At 30.0% G+C, this 20,210-nt stretch carries 19 protein-coding genes; 16 read left to right on the plus strand and 3 right to left on the minus strand.

Annotated features, from left to right (window positions below; genetic code table 11):
• Window positions 1-13: 13 nt before the first annotated feature.
• The 4 genes from HYG84_RS13340 (at window position 14) to HYG84_RS13355 (ending at window position 3,868) form a co-directional block, all read left to right on the plus strand.
• The gene (locus HYG84_RS13340; protein WP_212378007.1) at window positions 14-1,066 is read left to right on the plus strand and encodes a M42 family metallopeptidase; all 1,053 of its coding nucleotides are present in this window, start codon (window positions 14-16) and stop codon (window positions 1,064-1,066) included.
• The gene (locus tag HYG84_RS13345; protein WP_212378009.1) at window positions 1,057-2,079 is read left to right on the plus strand and encodes a M42 family metallopeptidase; all 1,023 of its coding nucleotides are present in this window, start codon (window positions 1,057-1,059) and stop codon (window positions 2,077-2,079) included. Before HYG84_RS13340 ends, HYG84_RS13345 begins: the two co-directional genes overlap by 10 nt.
• A complete protein-coding gene (locus HYG84_RS13350) occupies window positions 2,079-3,074 on the plus strand; it encodes a M42 family metallopeptidase (RefSeq protein ID WP_212378011.1) in 996 nt (331 codons plus the stop codon). The genes HYG84_RS13345 and HYG84_RS13350 overlap by 1 nt, the downstream gene beginning before the upstream one ends.
• 182 nt (window positions 3,075-3,256) lie before the next feature.
• A complete protein-coding gene (locus tag HYG84_RS13355; protein WP_212378013.1) occupies window positions 3,257-3,868 on the plus strand; it encodes a MerR family transcriptional regulator in 612 nt (203 codons plus the stop codon).
• Between the two features lie 63 nt (window positions 3,869-3,931).
• Here HYG84_RS13355 and HYG84_RS13360 read toward each other — a convergent pair whose 3' ends face one another.
• Window positions 3,932-5,128, minus strand: coding sequence for a pyridoxal phosphate-dependent aminotransferase (locus HYG84_RS13360; protein WP_212378015.1), 1,197 nt, complete (start codon window positions 5,126-5,128; stop codon window positions 3,932-3,934).
• A gap of 332 nt (window positions 5,129-5,460) precedes the next feature.
• Here HYG84_RS13360 and HYG84_RS13365 point away from each other — a divergent pair, with 332 nt between their 5' ends.
• The 11 genes from HYG84_RS13365 (at window position 5,461) to HYG84_RS13415 (ending at window position 17,659) form a co-directional block, all read left to right on the plus strand.
• Window positions 5,461-6,543, plus strand: coding sequence for an HD-GYP domain-containing protein (locus HYG84_RS13365; RefSeq protein WP_212378017.1), 1,083 nt, complete (start codon window positions 5,461-5,463; stop codon window positions 6,541-6,543).
• Between the two features lie 50 nt (window positions 6,544-6,593).
• The gene (miaB, locus tag HYG84_RS13370) at window positions 6,594-8,006 is read left to right on the plus strand and encodes a tRNA (N6-isopentenyl adenosine(37)-C2)-methylthiotransferase MiaB (protein WP_212378019.1); all 1,413 of its coding nucleotides are present in this window, start codon (window positions 6,594-6,596) and stop codon (window positions 8,004-8,006) included.
• Window positions 8,007-8,186: 180 nt separating this feature from the next.
• Entirely contained in the window at window positions 8,187-10,817 is a 2,631-nt protein-coding gene (gene mutS, locus HYG84_RS13375; RefSeq protein WP_442860811.1) for a DNA mismatch repair protein MutS, read from the plus strand.
• 11 nt (window positions 10,818-10,828) lie between these two features.
• Window positions 10,829-12,679, plus strand: a complete 1,851-nt coding sequence (mutL, locus tag HYG84_RS13380) for a DNA mismatch repair endonuclease MutL (RefSeq protein WP_212378023.1) — start codon at window positions 10,829-10,831, stop codon at window positions 12,677-12,679.
• 12 nt (window positions 12,680-12,691) lie between these two features.
• Window positions 12,692-13,633 (plus strand): tRNA (adenosine(37)-N6)-dimethylallyltransferase MiaA, encoded by a 942-nt coding sequence (miaA, locus tag HYG84_RS13385; protein ID WP_212378025.1) that lies wholly within the window; start codon window positions 12,692-12,694, stop codon window positions 13,631-13,633.
• 39 nt (window positions 13,634-13,672) lie between these two features.
• Window positions 13,673-13,915 (plus strand): RNA chaperone Hfq, encoded by a 243-nt coding sequence (gene hfq / locus HYG84_RS13390; protein ID WP_212378027.1) that lies wholly within the window; start codon window positions 13,673-13,675, stop codon window positions 13,913-13,915.
• Window positions 13,916-14,030: 115 nt separating this feature from the next.
• Window positions 14,031-14,999, plus strand: coding sequence for an AAA family ATPase (locus HYG84_RS13395; RefSeq protein WP_249168631.1), 969 nt, complete (start codon window positions 14,031-14,033; stop codon window positions 14,997-14,999).
• Window positions 15,000-15,605, plus strand: coding sequence for a GTPase domain-containing protein (locus HYG84_RS13400; RefSeq protein WP_212378029.1), 606 nt, complete (start codon window positions 15,000-15,002; stop codon window positions 15,603-15,605).
• Window positions 15,586-16,146 (plus strand): hypothetical protein, encoded by a 561-nt coding sequence (locus HYG84_RS13405; RefSeq protein ID WP_212378031.1) that lies wholly within the window; start codon window positions 15,586-15,588, stop codon window positions 16,144-16,146. The genes HYG84_RS13400 and HYG84_RS13405 overlap by 20 nt, the downstream gene beginning before the upstream one ends.
• Before the next feature lie 10 nt (window positions 16,147-16,156).
• The gene (locus HYG84_RS13410) at window positions 16,157-16,336 is read left to right on the plus strand and encodes a hypothetical protein (RefSeq protein WP_212378033.1); all 180 of its coding nucleotides are present in this window, start codon (window positions 16,157-16,159) and stop codon (window positions 16,334-16,336) included.
• A 51-nt stretch (window positions 16,337-16,387) separates the two neighbouring features.
• Window positions 16,388-17,659 carry a methionine gamma-lyase family protein gene (locus HYG84_RS13415; protein WP_212378036.1) on the plus strand — a complete coding sequence of 424 codons (1,272 nt, stop codon included), beginning with the start codon at window positions 16,388-16,390 and terminating at the stop codon, window positions 17,657-17,659.
• Window positions 17,660-17,745: 86 nt separating this feature from the next.
• On the opposite strand, the gene lexA is transcribed toward HYG84_RS13415, so the two are convergent.
• Together lexA and HYG84_RS13425 are read right to left on the minus strand one after the other, a co-directional pair.
• The gene (gene lexA / locus HYG84_RS13420; protein WP_212378038.1) at window positions 17,746-18,366 is read right to left on the minus strand and encodes a transcriptional repressor LexA; all 621 of its coding nucleotides are present in this window, start codon (window positions 18,364-18,366) and stop codon (window positions 17,746-17,748) included.
• A gap of 87 nt (window positions 18,367-18,453) precedes the next feature.
• Window positions 18,454-19,575 carry a tyrosine-type recombinase/integrase gene (locus tag HYG84_RS13425; RefSeq protein WP_249168632.1) on the minus strand — a complete coding sequence of 374 codons (1,122 nt, stop codon included), beginning with the start codon at window positions 19,573-19,575 and terminating at the stop codon, window positions 18,454-18,456.
• A gap of 283 nt (window positions 19,576-19,858) precedes the next feature.
• Between HYG84_RS13425 and HYG84_RS13430 the strand changes: the two genes are divergently transcribed.
• Window positions 19,859-20,026, plus strand: a complete 168-nt coding sequence (locus HYG84_RS13430; protein WP_212378039.1) for a hypothetical protein — start codon at window positions 19,859-19,861, stop codon at window positions 20,024-20,026.
• Window positions 20,027-20,210: the final 184 nt, after the last annotated feature.

The raw sequence follows: 20,210 nt of genomic DNA on the forward strand, positions 1-20,210 counted from the left end.
AAGGAGGACACTTATGAATTTAGAGAAAATATTAAAACAAATATCAGAAGCTTCTGGAGTTTCTGGATATGAACAAGAGGCAGCTCAAATAGTTAAAGAGCACTTTCAAAAGTATTGTGACGAAATTATGGAAGACCCTTTAGGAAACATTATTGGATTAAAAAAGGGCAGAGGAGTTAACAATAAAAAGATTATGTTAGCTGCTCACGTAGATGAGATAGGTCTAATGGTAAAGAATATTGATGATAATGGATTCATACAATTTACTAATATTGGGGGAGTAGACCAAAGGACACTTCTATGTCAAGAAGTGATTATTCATGGTAAGGAAAAGACTTATGGGATAATAGGGGCTAAACCTCCACATATAACAAATGAAGAAGAAAGACGGAAAGCTTTAAGCATAGATGATCTAGCGATTGATACAGGATTTACAAAGAATGAACTTACATCTAGGGTTAATATTGGAGATGTAATTACAATTAAAAGGAATATGATAACTCTACAGAATGATTGGGTAGCAGGCAAGGCAATGGATGATAGGGCTGGTATTGCCTCACTGTTAGTATGTTTAAAAGAACTGCAGCATTGTAACCATGAGGTTGACATCTACTTTGTTGCTACTGTTCAAGAAGAAGTTGGAGCAAGAGGTGCAACTACATCAGCTTACTCAATTAATCCTGATATAGGGATAGCTGTTGATGTTGGATTTGGTAAAACACCTGAACTAAGTCAATATGAAACAATTGAAATGGGCAATGGTCCTGCTATTACTGTTGGTCCAAATATCCATTCAAACATATTTGACAAAATAAAACAGGTTGCGATTCAAAATTATATTGATTATCAAATTGAAGTAGCTCCAGGACACTCTGGTACAGATGCTTGGCCAATGCAAGTAAGCCGATCAGGCATTGCTACAGGAGTATTATCTATTCCATTAAGATATATGCACACATCTGTAGAAACTCTCAGTTTATCTGACATTAAAAAAACAGGAAAACTACTTGCCAATTTTATTGTAAGTTTGAATGAAATTGATATGGAGGAATTATTATGTTATTAAAAAGATTAACTGATGCTTTGGGTGTTTCTGGAAATGAAAAAGAAATTCGAGAGATTATAATTGATGAAATCAAAAACTATGTTGATAATATTAAAATTGACACAATGGGTAATGTAATTGTTTATAAGAAGGGTAAAAGAGAGGATATTAATGTTGCTGTAACAGCCCATATGGATGAGGTAGGCTTTATAGTCAAAGGTATTGATGATAGTGGTTTGATTAAGTTTGCATCAATTGGAGGTATGGATGCCAGAGTATTAGTATCCAAACAAGTTATTATTGGTAGGAATAAAATTAATGGAGTTATTGGTGCCAAGGCAATTCATATGCAAAAACCAGATGAAAGAAAGCAAGCAATATCTATAAACGAATTATATATAGATATCGGATGTAAAACTAAGACTGAAACAGAAAAGTTAGTACAGGTGGGAGATTATATTGCCTTCTATAGTGAATATGTTGAATTTGGTAGAAATCGTATTAAAGCGAAAGCATTAGATAATAGAGTAGGATGTGCAATATTAATAGAATTGTTAAAAAGTGAAACGCCGCTTAGTATTACAGGGGTATTTTCAGTACAAGAGGAAGTAGGGCTTAGGGGTGCGGAAGTAGTAGCTAATCAAATTGATATTGATCTTGCAATTGTTTTAGAAGGCACAACTTGTTCTGATATACCAAGTATAGACCCTCACTTGCAAGTGACAGAGCTGGATAAAGGTCCAGCCATATCATTGATGGATAGAACTTCAATATATAATAGAAAGTTCGTAGATATGCTGGTTAAAACTGCTACAGAATCTGAAATTCCTTGGCAATACCGAAGGTCATCATTCGGTGGAAATGATGCAGGAAAATTTCATACAGCAAAAGGAGGAACACCTTGTGTATCCTTAGCAGTTCCTTGTAGATATATACACTCACCTGTATCTGTATTAAGCAAAGATGATTACTATAATTGTAAAAATCTTTTATTTAAATTCGTTGATAGAATTAGCGAAAGGGGATTATTGTAATGAGAAATTTGAATTTAGATTTATTAAAAAGAATAGTAGCTACTTATTCTCCATCTGGAAATGAAACTAGAGTTTGTGAATTAATTAAAGAAGAAGTTAAAGATTATGCAGATGAAGTTTATACCGATCCTCTTGGGAACCTTATTGTAAGAAAAAAAGGACAAGGTAAAAAAGTTCTTTTAGCTGGACATATGGACCAAATAGGACTTATGGTTACATATATTGACGATAAAGGATTTATTAGATTTACTAATGTTGGGGGAATATCTCCAGCAGTTACCTTTTCCCAAAGAGTTATATTTGAAAATGGTACCATTGGTGTAGTAGGATGTGAAAAAATAGATAATTTGAAGGATTTAACCTTGGATAAGCTGTTTATAGACATAGGGGCTTCATCAAAGGAAGAAGCGGAAGAAAAGATCTCTATAGGAGATATATGCGTATACTATAGTGAAGTAATTATGGATGATAAAAATATTATTGCGCCAGCATTAGATGATCGTATAGGCTGTTTTATTATGATTGAAATCTTAAAGGCACTTAAGGCTTCTGAAAATGACATTTATTTTGTTTTCACGGTGCAAGAGGAAGTAGGAACTAGAGGAGCTAAGACGGCAGGTTATGCTATAGAGCCAGATATTGCAATATCTTATGATGTTACAGCTACTGGTGATACACCAAAGTCTAAGTCTATGGCTGTTAAATTAGGTCATGGTCCTGCAGTTAAAATTAAAGATAATTCTATTTTATGCCATCCTAAGGTAAAGAATCTAATGATTGAACAAGCTGAAAAGAATTCAATACCATATCAATTAGAAGTGTTAGAATTTGGTGGTACAGACTCTGGAGCAATTCATCTAACTAGGGCTGGAGTTCCTTCAGGTGTATTATCAATTCCTTCAAGATATATTCATAGTGATTGTGAAATGGTATCATTAATCGATGTATCAAATGCGGTTGAGTTATCATTGAGAATACTAGAAGAAGAAATTTAATATATTATACAAAAGAAATATACATTACTATAATTATGTATATTTCTTTTGTATTTCGACTTTAATTATAATATTATATAAAATTTTATATAATATTGATGTAATTTGTTTAACGATTCTTATATAAATTAAAAGGAAATTGCTATTCTTTTATTGAAAATATTAATCGGAGGTGGAAACTAATGATTAATAATAAAAGCACTTATTCAATAAGCGAGGTATCAGATCGTACAGGATTTAAACCTCATGTGATTCGTTTTTATGAAAAGGAATTTAATCTTAATATACCTAGAGAAGATAATAATAGGAGATATTTTACAAATAGGGAGATAGATCAGTTATTGTATATCAAAGAGCTACAAAGTGGTGGATCTAATAATAAGCAAATAAAGGAGATACTACAAAGCAAAGAAAACATAGAAAATGAAATCGATTTTAGTAATGATGTAGCTGTTAGTATATTAGATGATTCATGCAATTTAACAAATGTATTAAAAAATACTGATAATATTACTGTGCAGTTTAAAAATGAAATATCGACAATTTTAGAAAAATATGACTATAAAAATGATATAAATGAATTAAAACAAAAAATTGAAGAACTAACACAGCAATTAAATAATGAAGAGAAAAATAAAGATAAAGACGTATTAATTTGTGAAAATGCTAAGTTAAAATTAAAAGTAAAAGAAAAATCATATGAAATAGCAGAATTAAAAGATAAGTTAAAAAGGCAAGAGTACCAAAAAACGTCCATATTTCAAAGAATATTAAAAATAAAAAGTGCTACATAATTGTGAAAAAGCCCAGCTTATCTGGGCTTTAATATTTATAATATAAGAATTATATCAGTTTAATTAGATTGTTCTATTTGGATATTTCTCAAGAGCAATTTTTAATATTTCCATTGCTTTTGTCAAATCATCTTCATTTAATATATAGGCTATTCTAGCTTCATCTTTTCCTAGTCCAGGGGTAGCATAGAAACCTTCTGCCGGAGCCATCATTACAGTTTCACCATTAACATCAAATTCACTTAATAGCCAAACAACAAATTTTTCAGCATCATCTACGGGTAGTTTTGCTACTACATAGAAAGCGCCTGTAGGTCTTTTACATAATACACCAGGCATAGTTTGGAGTGCTTCATATACAATTTTTCTACGCTTATCGTATTCCTGATTAACAGCATTAAAATATGTATCTGGAGTTTTATATAGCTCAACAGCACCTACTTGCTCCAGAGTTGGCACACAAAGTCTTCCTTGGCATAATTTAAGTATTTGCTTCATTAGATCTTTGTTTTTACTTGCAATTGAACCAATTCTAGCACCACAAGCACTATAACGTTTAGAAATACTATCTACTATAATAACTCTATCTTCAATCTCCTTAATTTCACCAAAGCTTGTAAACTCAAGTCCATCATATACAAACTCTCTGTATACCTCATCAGCTATAATGAATAAGTTATATTCCTTTGCTAATTGAGCCAACATTTGGATTTCTTCTTTTGTATATACTACACCTGTAGGATTACCAGGATTAGATAATAAGATAGCCTTTGTTTTTGTATTAATAACTTCTTCAATAGCTTTTTTGCTTGGTAAGTGGAAACCATCTTCAGCTTTACATGTAATAGGAGATACATTTACATTTACAGCTGAGCTAAATCCATTATAATTTGTATAGAAAGGTTCCGGTACTAATATTTCGTCTCCTGGATCTGCTATCGCTATAATTGCAAATAAAATTGCTTCTGAACCTCCATTAGTAATTAAAATTTCATCATTTCCAAAGTTCATACCATGTTTTGCATAGTATTGTCTTATTCCATCAATTAATTCTGGAGAACCTTGAGATAAAGCATAAGATAAAACTTTTTCATCGAAATTTCTTACTGCTTCCATAAATGAACTTGGAGTTTCGATATCAGGCTGTCCAATATTTAAGTGATATACTTTTTTACCTTGCGCTTTTGCAGCCTGTGCAAATGGTACAAGTTTTCTAATTGGAGATTCTTGCATTGCAGTGATTCGTTTTGATAAAATCATTCTTAAATACCTCCTGTATAACTATTTTTAAATTAATCTACAATACTATAATAGCATAAATTATAAATTAGTAACATACATAATTTTTCGAAAATATATAATTATTTAAGTTTATTGTTTTTTATATGCAAATTCATGCTATATACAGAAAAACAAGTGAATTTCATTACAAATAACTTATTAAAGTCTATCCAAAAGATAGGATAAGGCTTTAAATATAGAAGTTATTAATGTATAATTATGTATAGTTAATTAAAGTTGTTATAAAATAGTATATAGTTGCTGTATTATAAATAGGTTTATCGGAATTAGAAACTTAGGGGGATAATTAATTGAGACTAGTACCTATTGAATATGCAAGAGAAGGAAATTTTTTGGCGCAGTCTTTATTTAATGATAATGGACAAATTCTTTTGTCTAAAGGAGTTATGTTAAATAACAGATTAATTTTAAAAATAAAAGAAGCTGGATTTCTATATATATATATAAATGATAATAAAAATGAAGAAGTTATAAATGATGTTATTAAACCAGAGATTAGACAGAAGGCAATTGCGTCTATAAAAAAAATCTATAGTGATATAGAGCAAGAAAATGGTATAAGCTCACAAAAACGATTTGATTATACGGTTACTGATTTGAAGAATGTGATAGAGGGTATAGTGGATGATATGTTTGCTGAAAAAGAAATAATGATTCAACTAGTAGATATTAGAAATTTAGATAATTACACCTATTCTCATTCAGTAAATGTGGCTATTTTATCTTTAGTTATTGGTATATCTTATGGTTTAAATAAAAATGATCTTTATGATTTAACATTAGGAGCTCTTCTTCATGACATAGGTAAAATGTTTATACCAGAAAATTTATTAAAAAAGCCTGGTGCATTAACTACAGATGAATTCAATATCGTACAAGAGCATAGCTTAAGAGGATTTAATTATATGAAAGATGAGTTAAACATAAATGCTAGGTCTAGAATAATATCATTACAGCATCATGAAAAGGTAGATGGAACAGGATATCCATATAAATTAAAGGATAAGGAAATTAATTTATTTTCTAAAATTGTATCTATTGCCGATGTATATGATGGATTAACTTCTGATAGAATTTATAGAAAAGCAATTCCAGTACATGAGGCTCTAGAATATATTATGGGTGGCTGTGGAAGGTTATTTGACTTTAACTTGGTACAGGCCTTTGTAAAGAAAGTTGTACCATATCCCATAGGTACTATTATAAAATTAAGCAATGATGTTATAGGTATAGTTGAGAATGTAAATTTAGATTTCCCATTGCGACCAACTGTTAAAATAATTAGGGAAAAAGGAAAAATCTGTTCTGAATATATTATTGATCTAACTAAGGAAAATACTATAGTTGTTGAAGATATAGTATATAATATATAATTATATATTATAGGTATTGTAAAATAGAATGTAATTGCAGGAGGATAAAAATGAGCAAAAGAGAAAAAATAACTGTCTCACCAGAAGAAATAAAAAAACAACAAGATATTGTTGAAGAACTTAAAATATATAATAGTGGTAAAAATAAGAAGTACATTATTACTACTTACGGTTGTCAGATGAATGAGCACGATTCAGAAACCCTATCAGGAATGCTTGAAAAGATGGGTTATACAGCTACAACTGACAAAGAAGAAGCAAACTTAATTATATATAATACCTGTTGCGTAAGGGAAAATGCAGAATTAAAAGTATATGGAAATTTAGGAGCATTAAAGAATCTTAAACAAAAAAGAGATGATCTTACTATAGCTGTATGTGGTTGCATGATGCAACAGCCTCAAGTAGTAAAGGAAATAAAAAAGAAATATAAACATGTTGATTTAGTTTTTGGAACCCATAACCTATTTAGATTTCCAGAGCTTTTGTTAAAATCCACAGAGTCTGAAGGTATGTTTATTGAAGTATGGGACCAAGAAGGAGACATAGTAGAAGGATTACCTGCTAATCGTAAATATGGATTAAAAGCATTTATTAATATTATGTATGGATGTAATAACTTCTGTACCTATTGCATAGTTCCATATACTAGAGGCAGAGAAAGAAGTAGGGAGGTTGAAGATATAGTAAGGGAAGCAACCGACCTTGCTAAAAATGGTACAAAAGAAATTACCCTACTCGGACAAAATGTGAACTCATATGGAAAAACACTAGATAAAAGCACTGATTTTGCTGATTTACTAAGAGAGTTGAATAAGATTGATGGGATTGAGCGTATTAGATTTATGACTTCACATCCTAAAGATTTATCAGATAGATTAATTGATGCGATGGCAGAATGTGATAAGGTTTGTGAACACTTCCATCTACCGTTTCAATCAGGAAGTGACCGCATTTTAAAGATTATGAACAGAAATTACACAAAAGAAAGATACCTAAGTTTAATTAAAAAATTAAAAGATAAAATGCCTAATATAGGATTAACTACAGATATTATTGTTGGTTTTCCTGGAGAAAGCGAAGAAGATTTCCAGCATACACTTGATATAGTGGAAGAAGCTAGATATGATTCTGCGTTTACATTTCTATACTCTATTCGTGAAGGCACTCCAGCGGCAAAGATGGAGGAGCAAATAGATGAAAAAACAAAACAAGAAAGGTTCAATCGTCTAGTTGATAAAGTAAATGAAATAAGTGCAGAGATTAATCAAAGTTATTTAAATAAGGTTGTAGAAGTACTAGTTGAAGGACCAAGTAAAACCGATGCAACTAGACTAATGGGTAGAACAAGAGAGAATAAACTGGTTAATTTTGATGGCGACGAAACTTTAATTGGAAAGTTAGTTAATATAAAAATTATAGAACCTAGAACATTTTCTTTAAATGGAGAAGTTATCGAATAAATGAATGTAGACAATTAAAATAGAATGCTAACAGCATTCTATTTTAATTGTTGTATAACATTTTGAGTTCTTTTTAGAATAAAAAGAACTATATACTAAAATTTAATCTAACTATTTGATATAATTAATAAATAGACTAAAAAGATAAAGGGAGGAATAAATTTGAGTAAGTTAACTCCTATGATGCAACAGTATATGGAAATAAAACAAAAACATAAAGATTGTTTAATGCTTTTTAGATTGGGAGACTTCTATGAATTATTTTTTGAAGATGCAGAAGTAGCTTCTAGAGAGCTTGAGATCACTTTAACTGCTAGAGATTGTGGACTAGAAAATAGAGCTCCTATGTGTGGTGTTCCATACCATGCTGCTAATGGCTATATAGATAGATTAGTTTCAAAAGGATATAAGGTTGCAATATGCGAACAGGTAGAAGATGCATCAGAAGCTAAGGGAATTGTTAAAAGAGATGTCATAAGAGTAATTACCCCAGGTACATTGATTGATACAAACTTATTAGAGGATAAAAGAAATAATTATTTACTTTCGCTGTACATTTCAACTGCAGGATGTGGATTAAGTTATGTTGATATTTCTACAGGAGAATTTCTTTGCACCGAAATAATTGGAGATGAAATAGAGCAAAAAGTAATTGATGAAATTAGCAAAGTAGAGCCCACTGAAATTATATATTTTATTGAGGAAAAATCAACCAGCAGTAATTTAATAGAAGATGTAAAGCAAAGATTTAGTACATATATCTCTATATATGATTCATGGGTTTTTGAGAAAGATCATGCAATAAATCAAATAAAAGATCAATTTAATATAGTAGGTATAGAAGGACTGGGATTTCATTCTAATCATTTAGGAATTCAATCTACAGGATCATTACTTTACTATTTAAAATCAACCCAAAAAAGATCACTTACTCATATTAATAAGATTGACTTATACGCATTTAAAGAAAAAATGATTTTAGATATATTTACTCGGCGAAACTTAGAGCTGACAGAAACGATTCGTGGAAAAAATAAAAAAGGATCTTTGTTATGGATTTTAGATAAAACTTTAACTGCAATGGGTGGTAGGATGATTAGAAGATGGATTGAAGAACCCCTACTCAATGTAGAAATCATAAACCAAAGACTCCAAGCAGTTGAAGTATTAAAAGAGGATATTTTATTAAGAAGAGAACTTAAAGAGAGCCTGAAACAAATTTATGACTTAGAAAGGCTTTCGGGAAAAATTGCTTTTGGATCTGCTAATCCGAGAGATTTAGTTGCATTAAAAAAATCCATATACTTTTTACCAACAATTAAACAGTTATTTGATAATAAAACTGCAGGTTTGTTAGGAGAACTTTTAACTGATATTGATCCATTAGATGATATTAAAAATCTTATTGATATATCAATATTGGAGGAACCAGCCTTAAATTTAAAGGATGGTGGAATTATTAAAGAAGGATACAATAAGGATTTAGATGAGTTACAGAGAGCTTCTAAAGAGGGCAAGCATTGGATTGCAAAACTAGAACAGCAAGAGAAAGATAGAACAGGCATTAAATCTTTAAAGGTTGGATATAATAAAATTTTTGGATATTATATTGAAATTTCAAAATCAAATTTACATCTAGCACCAGAGAATTATATAAGAAAGCAAACATTGGCTAACTGTGAAAGGTATATTACCCCAGAATTAAAAGAAATAGAGACTAAAATATTAGGAGCAGAAGAAAAAATTGTCGATATTGAGTACGAACAGTTTATTGAAATTCGTAATATACTTTCACTTGAAATAGAGCGTATACAAAGAACAGCTAACGCAATAGCAGAATTAGATGTTCTATATTCCTTTGCAGAGGTTGCTGGAGAAAGTAATTATATTAAGCCAACAGTTAATGATAGCGAAGTAATAGATATTCGAGAAGGACGCCATCCAGTAGTTGAAAAAGTATTAGAAAATAACATGTTTATTTCAAATGATACTTATATTAATACTGAAGATGAACAGCTTTTAATCATTACTGGTCCTAATATGGCAGGTAAGTCAACATATATGAGGCAAGTGGCATTGATTGTCTTAATGGCACAGATTGGATCATTTGTTCCAGCTTATAGTGCAACTATTGGTATAACAGATAGAATTTTTACTAGAGTAGGAGCTAATGACGATTTATCTCAAGGACAGAGTACTTTTATGGTAGAAATGAGTGAAATGGCTAGTATTATAAATTTAGCAACTAAAAAAAGTTTATTAATAGTAGATGAAATAGGTAGAGGTACAAGCACCTTTGATGGTTTGAGTATTGCATGGTCTGTTGCGGAGTATATATGTAAAACCCTGGGATCTAAAACTCTTTTTTCTACTCATTATCATGAATTAACCCAGCTATCAGAAACCTATATAGGAATTAAAAATTATAGAGTCTCAGTTAAGGAAGATAAAGATCAGATCATATTTCTGCATAAAGTTCTAAAAGGTAGTGCAGATAAAAGCTATGGTATCCAAGTTGCCAGATTAGCAGGATTGCCAAAAGACATTATAAATCGTGCAAATGATATACTAATAGATCTTGAGAGAAAAAACAATGATGAAAATAATCATTCAAATGACGTATCAAAAGAATCAGAGGTGGCTTTGACCAGTAATAATATTGATATTAATAAAGTAGAACAACTTAAACTTGAAGATCTTGTAGAACTTGAGATAATAAAGGATTTAAAACACATAAATTTATTAGAAACTACACCTATAGATGCATTAAATATACTATATAGGCTTCATAAAAAGGCCACACAGCTTTAAGGAGGTTATTAATGAATAGAAAGATTGATATACTAGATGATTTAACAATTAATAAAATAGCAGCTGGTGAAGTAGTAGAAGCCCCTTATTCAGTAGTTAAGGAGTTGATTGAAAATGCTATTGATGCAGGTGCTTCTACAATAACCTTGGAAATTAAAGATGGAGGAAAAAAGTATATTCGCATAACGGATAATGGGGCTGGAATTAAAGAAGAATATGTGGAGAAGGCTTTTATGCGGCATAGTACATCAAAGATAACTAATATAGATGATTTAAACAATATTAACTCATTAGGTTTTAGGGGAGAGGCTCTAGCAAGTATTGCAGCTGTTTCTCAAGCAGAGATGATAACAAGGTCAGATGAGCAACAATATGGAATATTAATAGAAATTACAGGTGGCAAAACAGAAATTATAAAAAAAGTAGGTTGTCCAGTTGGAACTACAATTATTATAAAAAATCTTTTTTTCAATACACCAGCAAGATTAAAGTTTATGAAATCTAACAATGCTGAAACAATGAAAATTACCGAAATAATTATACGCTTGTCACTTAGTAACCCTGGTATAGCATTTAAATATATTAACAATAATAATATTATGTTTACCACACCAGGCAACAACATATTGTCACAATCAATATTATCTGTATTTGATAAAGATACTTTTAAAAATTTAATTTTTCTAGAAGAAAATAAATCAAATATGAAGTTACATGGTTATATTGGACAGCCTAGCTTTGTAAGGGGAAATAGAAATCTACAAATTATTTATGTAAATGGTAGGTATGTAAAAAATAAGTTAATTAGTAAGGCTATAGAAGAGGCTTATAAAGAAAAAATTATTATAAACAAACATCCTATTTGTATTTTAAACTTAAATATTGATCCATCCATAATAGATGTAAATGTTCATCCTGCAAAAACAGAAGTAAAGTTTGAAGCAGAAGAGCAAATATATGACTTTATCTACAAATCTATAATTAGTGCATTGAAGCAAAACACAACTATGCCTAACTTAATAGCAGTAAAATCAAAGCCTGAAAATTTTATAGATATTAGACAAAATTTTGTCCCCGTAATCCCAGTAGAATATCAAAAACAAAAAAATATTAGCGAAAACACTAGTGCTATTAAAAATGTATTAATAAGTGAAACCCAGGGAAAATATATTCAAGACTCGAATACTGGAGAGATTAGCCAACCTATTGATGACAAGAATAATGAAGAACAACTTCAGATCAATTGTCTAGAAGAAGATATAGTGCAATTTTCTTTTTTAAATACATTGTTAGATCAGTATAAGATTGTGGGACAAATATTTAATACTTATATAGTATTAGAGAAAGATCAATCAATGTATTTAATTGATCAACATGCAGCTCATGAAAGATTGCTTTATAATAAGTTTTTAGAGGAAATTAAAAATGAAAAGGTTGTATCTCAAAGACTAATAGAATCCAAGGTATTAGAGTTATCTAGTGAGGATTATATGTTACTATCTAATAATATGAGTATATTTAGAAAACTGGGTTTTGAAATTGAAGATTTTGGAATTAATACAATAATAATTAGACAGGTGCCTATGATTTTAGGAAAACCTCAAAATTTTTCTTTTATTTATGAAATATTAGATGAGGTGAGAAACAATAATAATATTGATAATTATTTCGAAGATAGGATTATAAAAAGAGCATGTAAAGAGGCCATTAAGGCGAAAGATAGATTAGATTATTCTGAAATTAAAAAATTAATTGAGGAAATTTATACTCTTACACCACCTTTAACTTGTCCTCATGGCAGACCGATTATTTTAACTATGGGTAAATATGAGATTGAAAAACACTTTAAACGGATACAATAGGGAGGAAGTTAAGTGAAGAAACGACTACTTATTATAGCAGGTCCTACTGCTGTCGGCAAGACGGATACAGCTATAATATTAGCTAATAAACTAAACGGTGAAATAATTTCAGCAGATTCAATGCAGATTTATAGACATATGGATATAGGTACAGCTAAACCAACTTTAGAAGAAAGAAAAGGAGTACCACATCATTTAATTGATGTTGTTAATCCAGATGAAAATTTTTCTGTAGCTGAGTTTCAAAAAATGGCTAAGTATACAATTGATGAGTTAGTTCTAAATGGAAAAATTCCAATTATAGCAGGTGGTACCGGATTATATATTAACTCTCTTGTTTATGATATGGATTTTACACAGTCAGTTTCTAATTGGCAGCTTAGGGAACAGTTACAGAAAGAAGCTAACGAGATGGGAAATGAATTCGTGCATAATAAGCTTAAGGATATAGACATTAATGCAGCAAATAGAATACATCCTAATAATCTCAAAAAAGTAATACGTGCTATTGAAGTATACTATGAAACTGGAGATAAAATAGGAGACTTCAGCAAAGATATTAATCTAAATGATGAGTATGAATTTTTTTTAGTAGGATTAATAAGAGATAGAGAAGAACTATATAATAGAATAAATATGAGAGTAGATATTATGATAGAGCAGGGATTAATAGAAGAAGTAAAAAAGCTACTTAATCTAGGCTATTCTAAAGAGTTAGTATCTTTTAAAGGGTTAGGCTATAAAGAGATTATTAGATATTTGGAAGAAGAATATGATTTAGATGAGGCTGTAAATATCCTCAAACGTGATACAAGAAGGTATGCCAAACGGCAGCTAACTTGGTTTAGGAGGTATAGTGATATTAACTGGTATAATATATCTAACTATTCTTCCAGTGAAAAATTGGCAGAGGATATTATTAAGGATTTTGAAGGACATTTTAGCTTATTATAGAATAATAATATAATTAGAGTTTACGGGAGGGAATAGAATATGAAAAATAATATTAATCTACAGGATGTATTTTTAAATCAAGTAAGGAAAGAAAACACTATGATTACAATATTTTTAGTCAATGGATTTCAATTAAAGGGTACGGTTAAAGGATTTGATAATTACACTATAGTTTTAGATTCGGATGGAAAACAGCAATTGATTTATAAACATGCAGTTTCTACTATATCACCCAATTCACCAGTTAATTTTAACTTAAATATGAGAAAGACTAATGAATAATTAGATAAAAATATATTAAAAACTTCCTATTTCGTTTAACAAATTAGGAAGTTTTTAATTTTTTCCTCATTAATATTATTTTATATAAATATTATTTAATGAGGTGATAAAGAGTATGGAGAAAATTAATTTTAATAAATTTAATAATAAAAGTTGCTATGAACTAATGGGAAATGGGAGTATGTCCACGAATGATGCTATGAAACATCTAATTTTAAATTGTAATTTTAAAGAAGGTTCAAAAGAAGTTTTTGATAAAAATAGGGAAGAATCTGTTGAGAGCGTATTAAATGAATTAAATGAGTTAATAGGTCTAGAATCAGTTAAAGTATTGATTAATGAAATAATAGCCTATTCTGAAGTTCAAAGATGGAGAAATGCGGAAGGATTAAGGACAGATCCTCTAGTTATGCATATGGTGTTTAAAGGTAATCCAGGCACTGGCAAAACAACCGTGGCAAGATTATTAGGAAGACTGTATAAAGCTATGGGAATATTAGAAAGGGGCCATTTAATAGAGATAGAAAGAGCTGACTTAGTTGGAGAATATATAGGCCATACTGCTATTAAGGTAAAGGAGCAGGTGAAAAATGCTGTTGGAGGCATTCTTTTTATTGATGAAGCATATTCATTAGCAAGAGGAGGCGAGAAAGATTTTGGTAAGGAAGCAATTGATGCATTAGTTAAAGGCATGGAAGACTATAAGGATAACTTAATATTAATTTTAGCAGGTTATAATGAAGAAATGGAGGATTTTATAAGAACAAATCCTGGATTAAGGTCAAGATTTCCTATACATATTATATTCGAAGATTATACTATAGAGCAATTAGTATTGATTGCAGAATTGATGGTCGAAAAGAGAGAGTATAAGCTTTCTAAATCAGCTACAGCTAAATTATTTAATATATTGTCACTAATAAGAAGAAGGGACGGAAATCACTCTGGAAATGCACGTTTAGTTCGAAATTTAATTGAGAGAGCAATCAGAAAACAGGCTGTAAGACTTAATCGCAGCCGTATATATAATAGAGAGGATTTAATTACATTAAGCAGAGAGGATTTTATGGGTGGTGAAGAATAAATGAAAACTTGTATAATTATTGGAAATCCAAATGTAGGAAAAACCTCTTTTTTTCTTTCTCTTGCAGAATATTTAGGAGTTAATAGGTGTGAAGTTGAAATTACTGATATTTATGGAAAGGTATTAGTTAAAAATATTTCAGTAAATTTTGCAAGAAAATATTTAGTAAGTACAAGTCCATTTAAAACAAGAAATGTTTATAAAATGAAATTAACTATTCCTGTGTATAAGAGCTACGAACAGTTGATATTAGTTGATACTGCTGGAGTAACCGATGGTATAAATGAAGTCGAAGAAATACGGAAATCAATGGCACAATCTTTAAAAGAATTGAGTCAGGCTAAAATAATACTGCATATGTTTGATGCTCAATATATATATTACAAAAAAGAAGCGGGAATTAGTGAAATAGACTATCAGATAAAGGAGTTTGGAAGTCAACAGGGATGTTACTGTATCTTGGTAAATAAAATGGATAAGGATAATAGTCAAAAAGGGCTAGATATTATCAGAGATAAGTTTAAAGAAAATTATATTATTCCTATTTCAACGGTAGATAGAACTGGTTTTAAAGAGGTGAAAGCTTTTGTGGGTAGAAACTTGTAGAAGAATTTTAGCATTATTTTTGATAGGCATTGTAATCAAGCTACTAGATAATGAAGTAGATGCAGACAGTAGAAACGAATATACCATAGGTATATTAAATGAAATTGAGCAGTATAAGTTCCCTTATGGCTTAATAATATTGACATTTGCGATGCTACTAGATAAGGAATATTCCTTCGCTCTATTTTCAAGCGCATACATGATCGGTATGTTTAATTTTGTTAATAGAAAACTTCCATTGAAGATAAAATCATATCAAGAAATTATTATTTTAATTATTATTAATTTAATATCTATATCGCATAAAGTATTTATCCATAGTTTTGTTATAATCGTACTTATTCAGATGTTAGATGATTTACTCGATATAAAGTATGATTTGGCCTACGGATATTTTAATTTTGCTAATAAATATGGAATAGGAGAAGTATCAATTATAAGTGTAATTTTAATTACAGCATCTCTCATGATATCTAGCGTAAACACTGTCTTAATTCTTTCAACTTGGTTTTTTATTAATTACTTGTATTCAAGGGGCTAGGGGGGGTATAATGCTATATGGATACATAATTATTATTTCTAGTATATTATTTTTAGTTGGATATGTTACAGGGAGAAGGATAGGCATAAAAGAAGGTATAAAAAGGGGAGTAGCATTAAATTCTATTTCCTTAAAATTAGAAAGTTACTATAATGATATTTGTCCTCTTTGTAAAAGAAAACCATATTAGGTAAAACTATATAACAGTTAATATACTAAAAAACTTGAAAGGAGATAGGAAATGATACATAAGATGTTGAGAGATACTTTTGGAATAGAAGAAAATTTAATTAATAAGATGATTGAAATAGAGGGAGTTTTAATTGAAAGATTTAAAGAGATTGATAAGGTTAAGCAATATAATCAATACAAGGTACTTAATGCAATGCAAGAAGCACGATTAAGTGATCAACATTTTAACTGGACGACTGGCTATGGATATAATGACATTGGTCGAGAAAAAATAGAAGAAATATATGCAAAGGTTTTTTCAGCAGAGGATGCTATCGTTAGGCCAACCATTGCTAATGGAACTCATGCTTTAAGCTTATGTTTATCTGGATTACTTCATTCTGGTGATGAGATGATATCAGTAACTAGTAAACCATATGATACATTAGATGAGTTAATAGGAATAAGGGGAGATTATAAAGGAAGTTTAAAAAATATAGGGGTTACATATAAACAAGTAGATTTTATGGATGATGGTAGAGTAGACTTTGATACAATTGAGAAAGAAGTTACTGATAAAACTACTCTAGTGTATATTCAGAGGTCTACTGGATATAGTTTTAGACCAGCAGTAGATATTAATACAATAGAAAAATTAGTAAATATAGTTAAACGAAAAAATAGTAAAGCAATATGTATGATTGATAATTGCTATGGCGAATTTTTGGAAGAGAAAGAGCCTACAGAGGTGGGAGCAGATCTGCTTGCTGGTTCTTTAATTAAAAACCCTGGTGGGGGCATTGTTTTAACTGGTGGCTATATTGTAGGAAAGCGACACCTTATTGAGGAAATTTCATATAGGTTAACTTCGCCTGGGATAGGCAAGGAATGTGGATTAACATTTGGTCTATCACGGCAAATGTTTCAGGGTTTATTTCTAGCTCCACATATTGTAAGCGAAGCAGTAAAAGGCTCTATTTTTTGCTCCAAACTGTTTGAAGAAATGGGATATGAGGTTAAGCCTAAATATAATGAAACTAGAAGTGATATTATACAACAGGTTAAATTAGGAAGTGCTGAAAAAGTAATTGCTTTTTGTAAGGGAATTCAAGCAGCAGCACCAGTAGATGCATTTGTAACTCCAGAACCTTGGTCTATGCCTGGTTATGATAGTCCTATGATTATGGCCGCTGGAGCATTTATACAAGGTTCATCTATAGAATTAAGTGCTGATGCACCTATTAGGCCTCCATATATTGTTTATTACCAAGGTGGCTTAACGTATGAACATGCTAAATTAGGTGCATTAATAGCATTGCAAAACATAAATAATATGAATTAATATAGGCAAAACTAGGTAAATTTAAAATAATACAATAATAATAAAAATAAAGAAGAATCTTAAAAGATTCTTCTTTATTTTTATTATTAGAACTTTCTAAACACCCCAGTTACTTTTCCTAAAATAACTACGTCATTAAGTAGTATAGGTTCCATTAAGCTGTTTTCGGGCTGTAGTCTTATATGATTAGATTCTCTATAAAATCGTTTTATTGTGGCTTCTTCATCAATTAGTGCAACTACGATATCACCATTTGAAGCAAAAGATTGTTGTCTAACTATTACATAGTCATTGTCTAGTATACCAGCCTCTATCATACTTTCACCTTTAACATTTAAGATAAAAGTATTACCATGATCGATAAAATCCATAGGAAGCGGAAACGTATCTTCAATATTTTCAACAGCCAAAATAGGTTGGCCAGCAGTTACTTTACCCACAATTGGTACATTAACAATTTCTTTATTATAGGATAAATCACTAAATGGATCATTATTCAAGATTTCAATTGCCCTTGGCTTAGTAGGATCTCTACGAATATAACCTTTATCCTCTAGTTTAGATAGGTGTCCATGTACTGTGGAAGTTGATCTAAGACCTACAGCTTCACATATTTCTCTTACAGAGGGAGGGTATCCTTTTTTATTTATTTCTACTTTCATGTAGTTTAGTATCTCTAATTGTTTATTACTTAAATCCTCATACATTAGAAAACTCCTCTCTATAACGGTTTTTTATATAAATAAAGTATATCATATATTATTTCAAATATCAAACATTTGTTCGTGAGCCAACTAATCATCAATCCACTCGAAGTTTTTAACAATTTCTCTTTTGACATTTTTCTTGTGAGCAGCATATAGTTGAGTTGTCGTTACATTATCATGATCCAATAGATTTTGAACATCATATATAGAAAAACCCTGCTGAATTAGAGAAGTAGCAGCGGTTGCTCTTAGTTTATGAGGACTATAACCATTTTCTCTACTCGTACCTAATACTATTGAAGTATATTTTTTTACAAGATTTCTAATGGCCCTTGTTGTCATTCTCTTATTTTGTAAGGAAAGAAATAGTGCATCTTTATGTTCATCATCTAATATACTACTAGCAGAACGTTCATTTTCTATGTAATCCTTAATTACAGTTTCACATGTTTTATTAATAGGCATAACAACTTCTTTTCCACGTTTTCTATAGATTCTAAATTCCCCTCTATTAAAATTAAATGAAGATATATTTAACTGTTCTAATTCACTTAAACGTAAACCATATGTAACAAAGAGTACAAGAATTGCTTTATCTCTTAACTTAGTTTTTTCCCAGTATTTTTTTTCACCTTCAGTAAAGTGCTCTCCAGAGCCTACTATATCTAGCATTATAGCCACTTCATCAATTTCCAATCTCTTTATTGCATCTGGCTGGGGCTTAGGTAGGCGAATAGGATTAAAACCATCTGTAATATTATTTTTAACAATCTCATCTCTATAAAGGAATTTAAATAATACAGATAAAGAAGATTTTTTTCTCCCTAAAGCGCGATTATCATTTTCCATAATCTTTATAGAATTATCATCTTTAACTGTATATCTTGAACAGTAGTCTCCGATAAATCTATTAATGTTTTTAGCTGTAATTTTATTAAAATCTTCAACTGTAATATCAGTAGCTTGGCTGGCGGTGGTAATATCAGTTTCGTTAATTAAGTACTTACAAAAAAATAAGATATCGCTTAAATAGGCTAATCTAGTAGAAAGAGCGACACCATTTTTTAAGTATATTGAGAAGTCTTTCATAAAGCTAGGAAGCTGTTGTTCGATTTCTAAACATTTTTCAATAAGATGGTTTTGTTTAATAACAATATTATCTGGCTTATCTGATTTATTATGTACACTTATTGATGGACGTTTTGTCACTTTATCATCAACTCCTTTTATATATTAAAGTTAGCAGAAGTAATATAATACTAAGTATAGCAGGGGTAAGTGTAAAATATATATTAATTATAACATAGAAATGATATTAAACTTTATTAATAATAGATGTTGATATTTTATAAAAGAAAAGATGTAACTTTGTGTTACAAATATAGTGTACTAGGGGGATATGCTACTCTTAAGGTATGTTGAATAAATATCATTAAATATTCCAAGAATAATAAAAGTAGCGATTATGAACTTATCGAGGAGAGAAATATAAATGACTACAAAAGAGTGCTGGTATTGTAAAAAGGCTTTTATAGGCGAAGGAGATATATGTAATAACTGTAAGCTAGCAGGAAAAGAAAATATAGAAAAGATGGCTAAATTAATAGCAACAGTAGAAACTTATGCTGCATTAAGAAATATGAAGGATTCACGTGAGTAACATCAGGAGAAAACCTTATAAGTACTACTGAAACATATCAAGTGATGCTGAAAATAAATAAATATAAAATATAAGTAAGGGTACTATTATGTAAAAATAATATGTATCCTTACTTTTTGTTCTGCAATAATATTTGTGTCACAAAAATAATGATTTAATATAAATTTATAAGTATTTAAATGCT

The sequence above is a fragment of the Alkaliphilus sp. B6464 genome (assembly GCF_018141165.1).
Lineage (GTDB): Bacteria > Bacillota > Clostridia > Peptostreptococcales > Natronincolaceae > Alkaliphilus_B.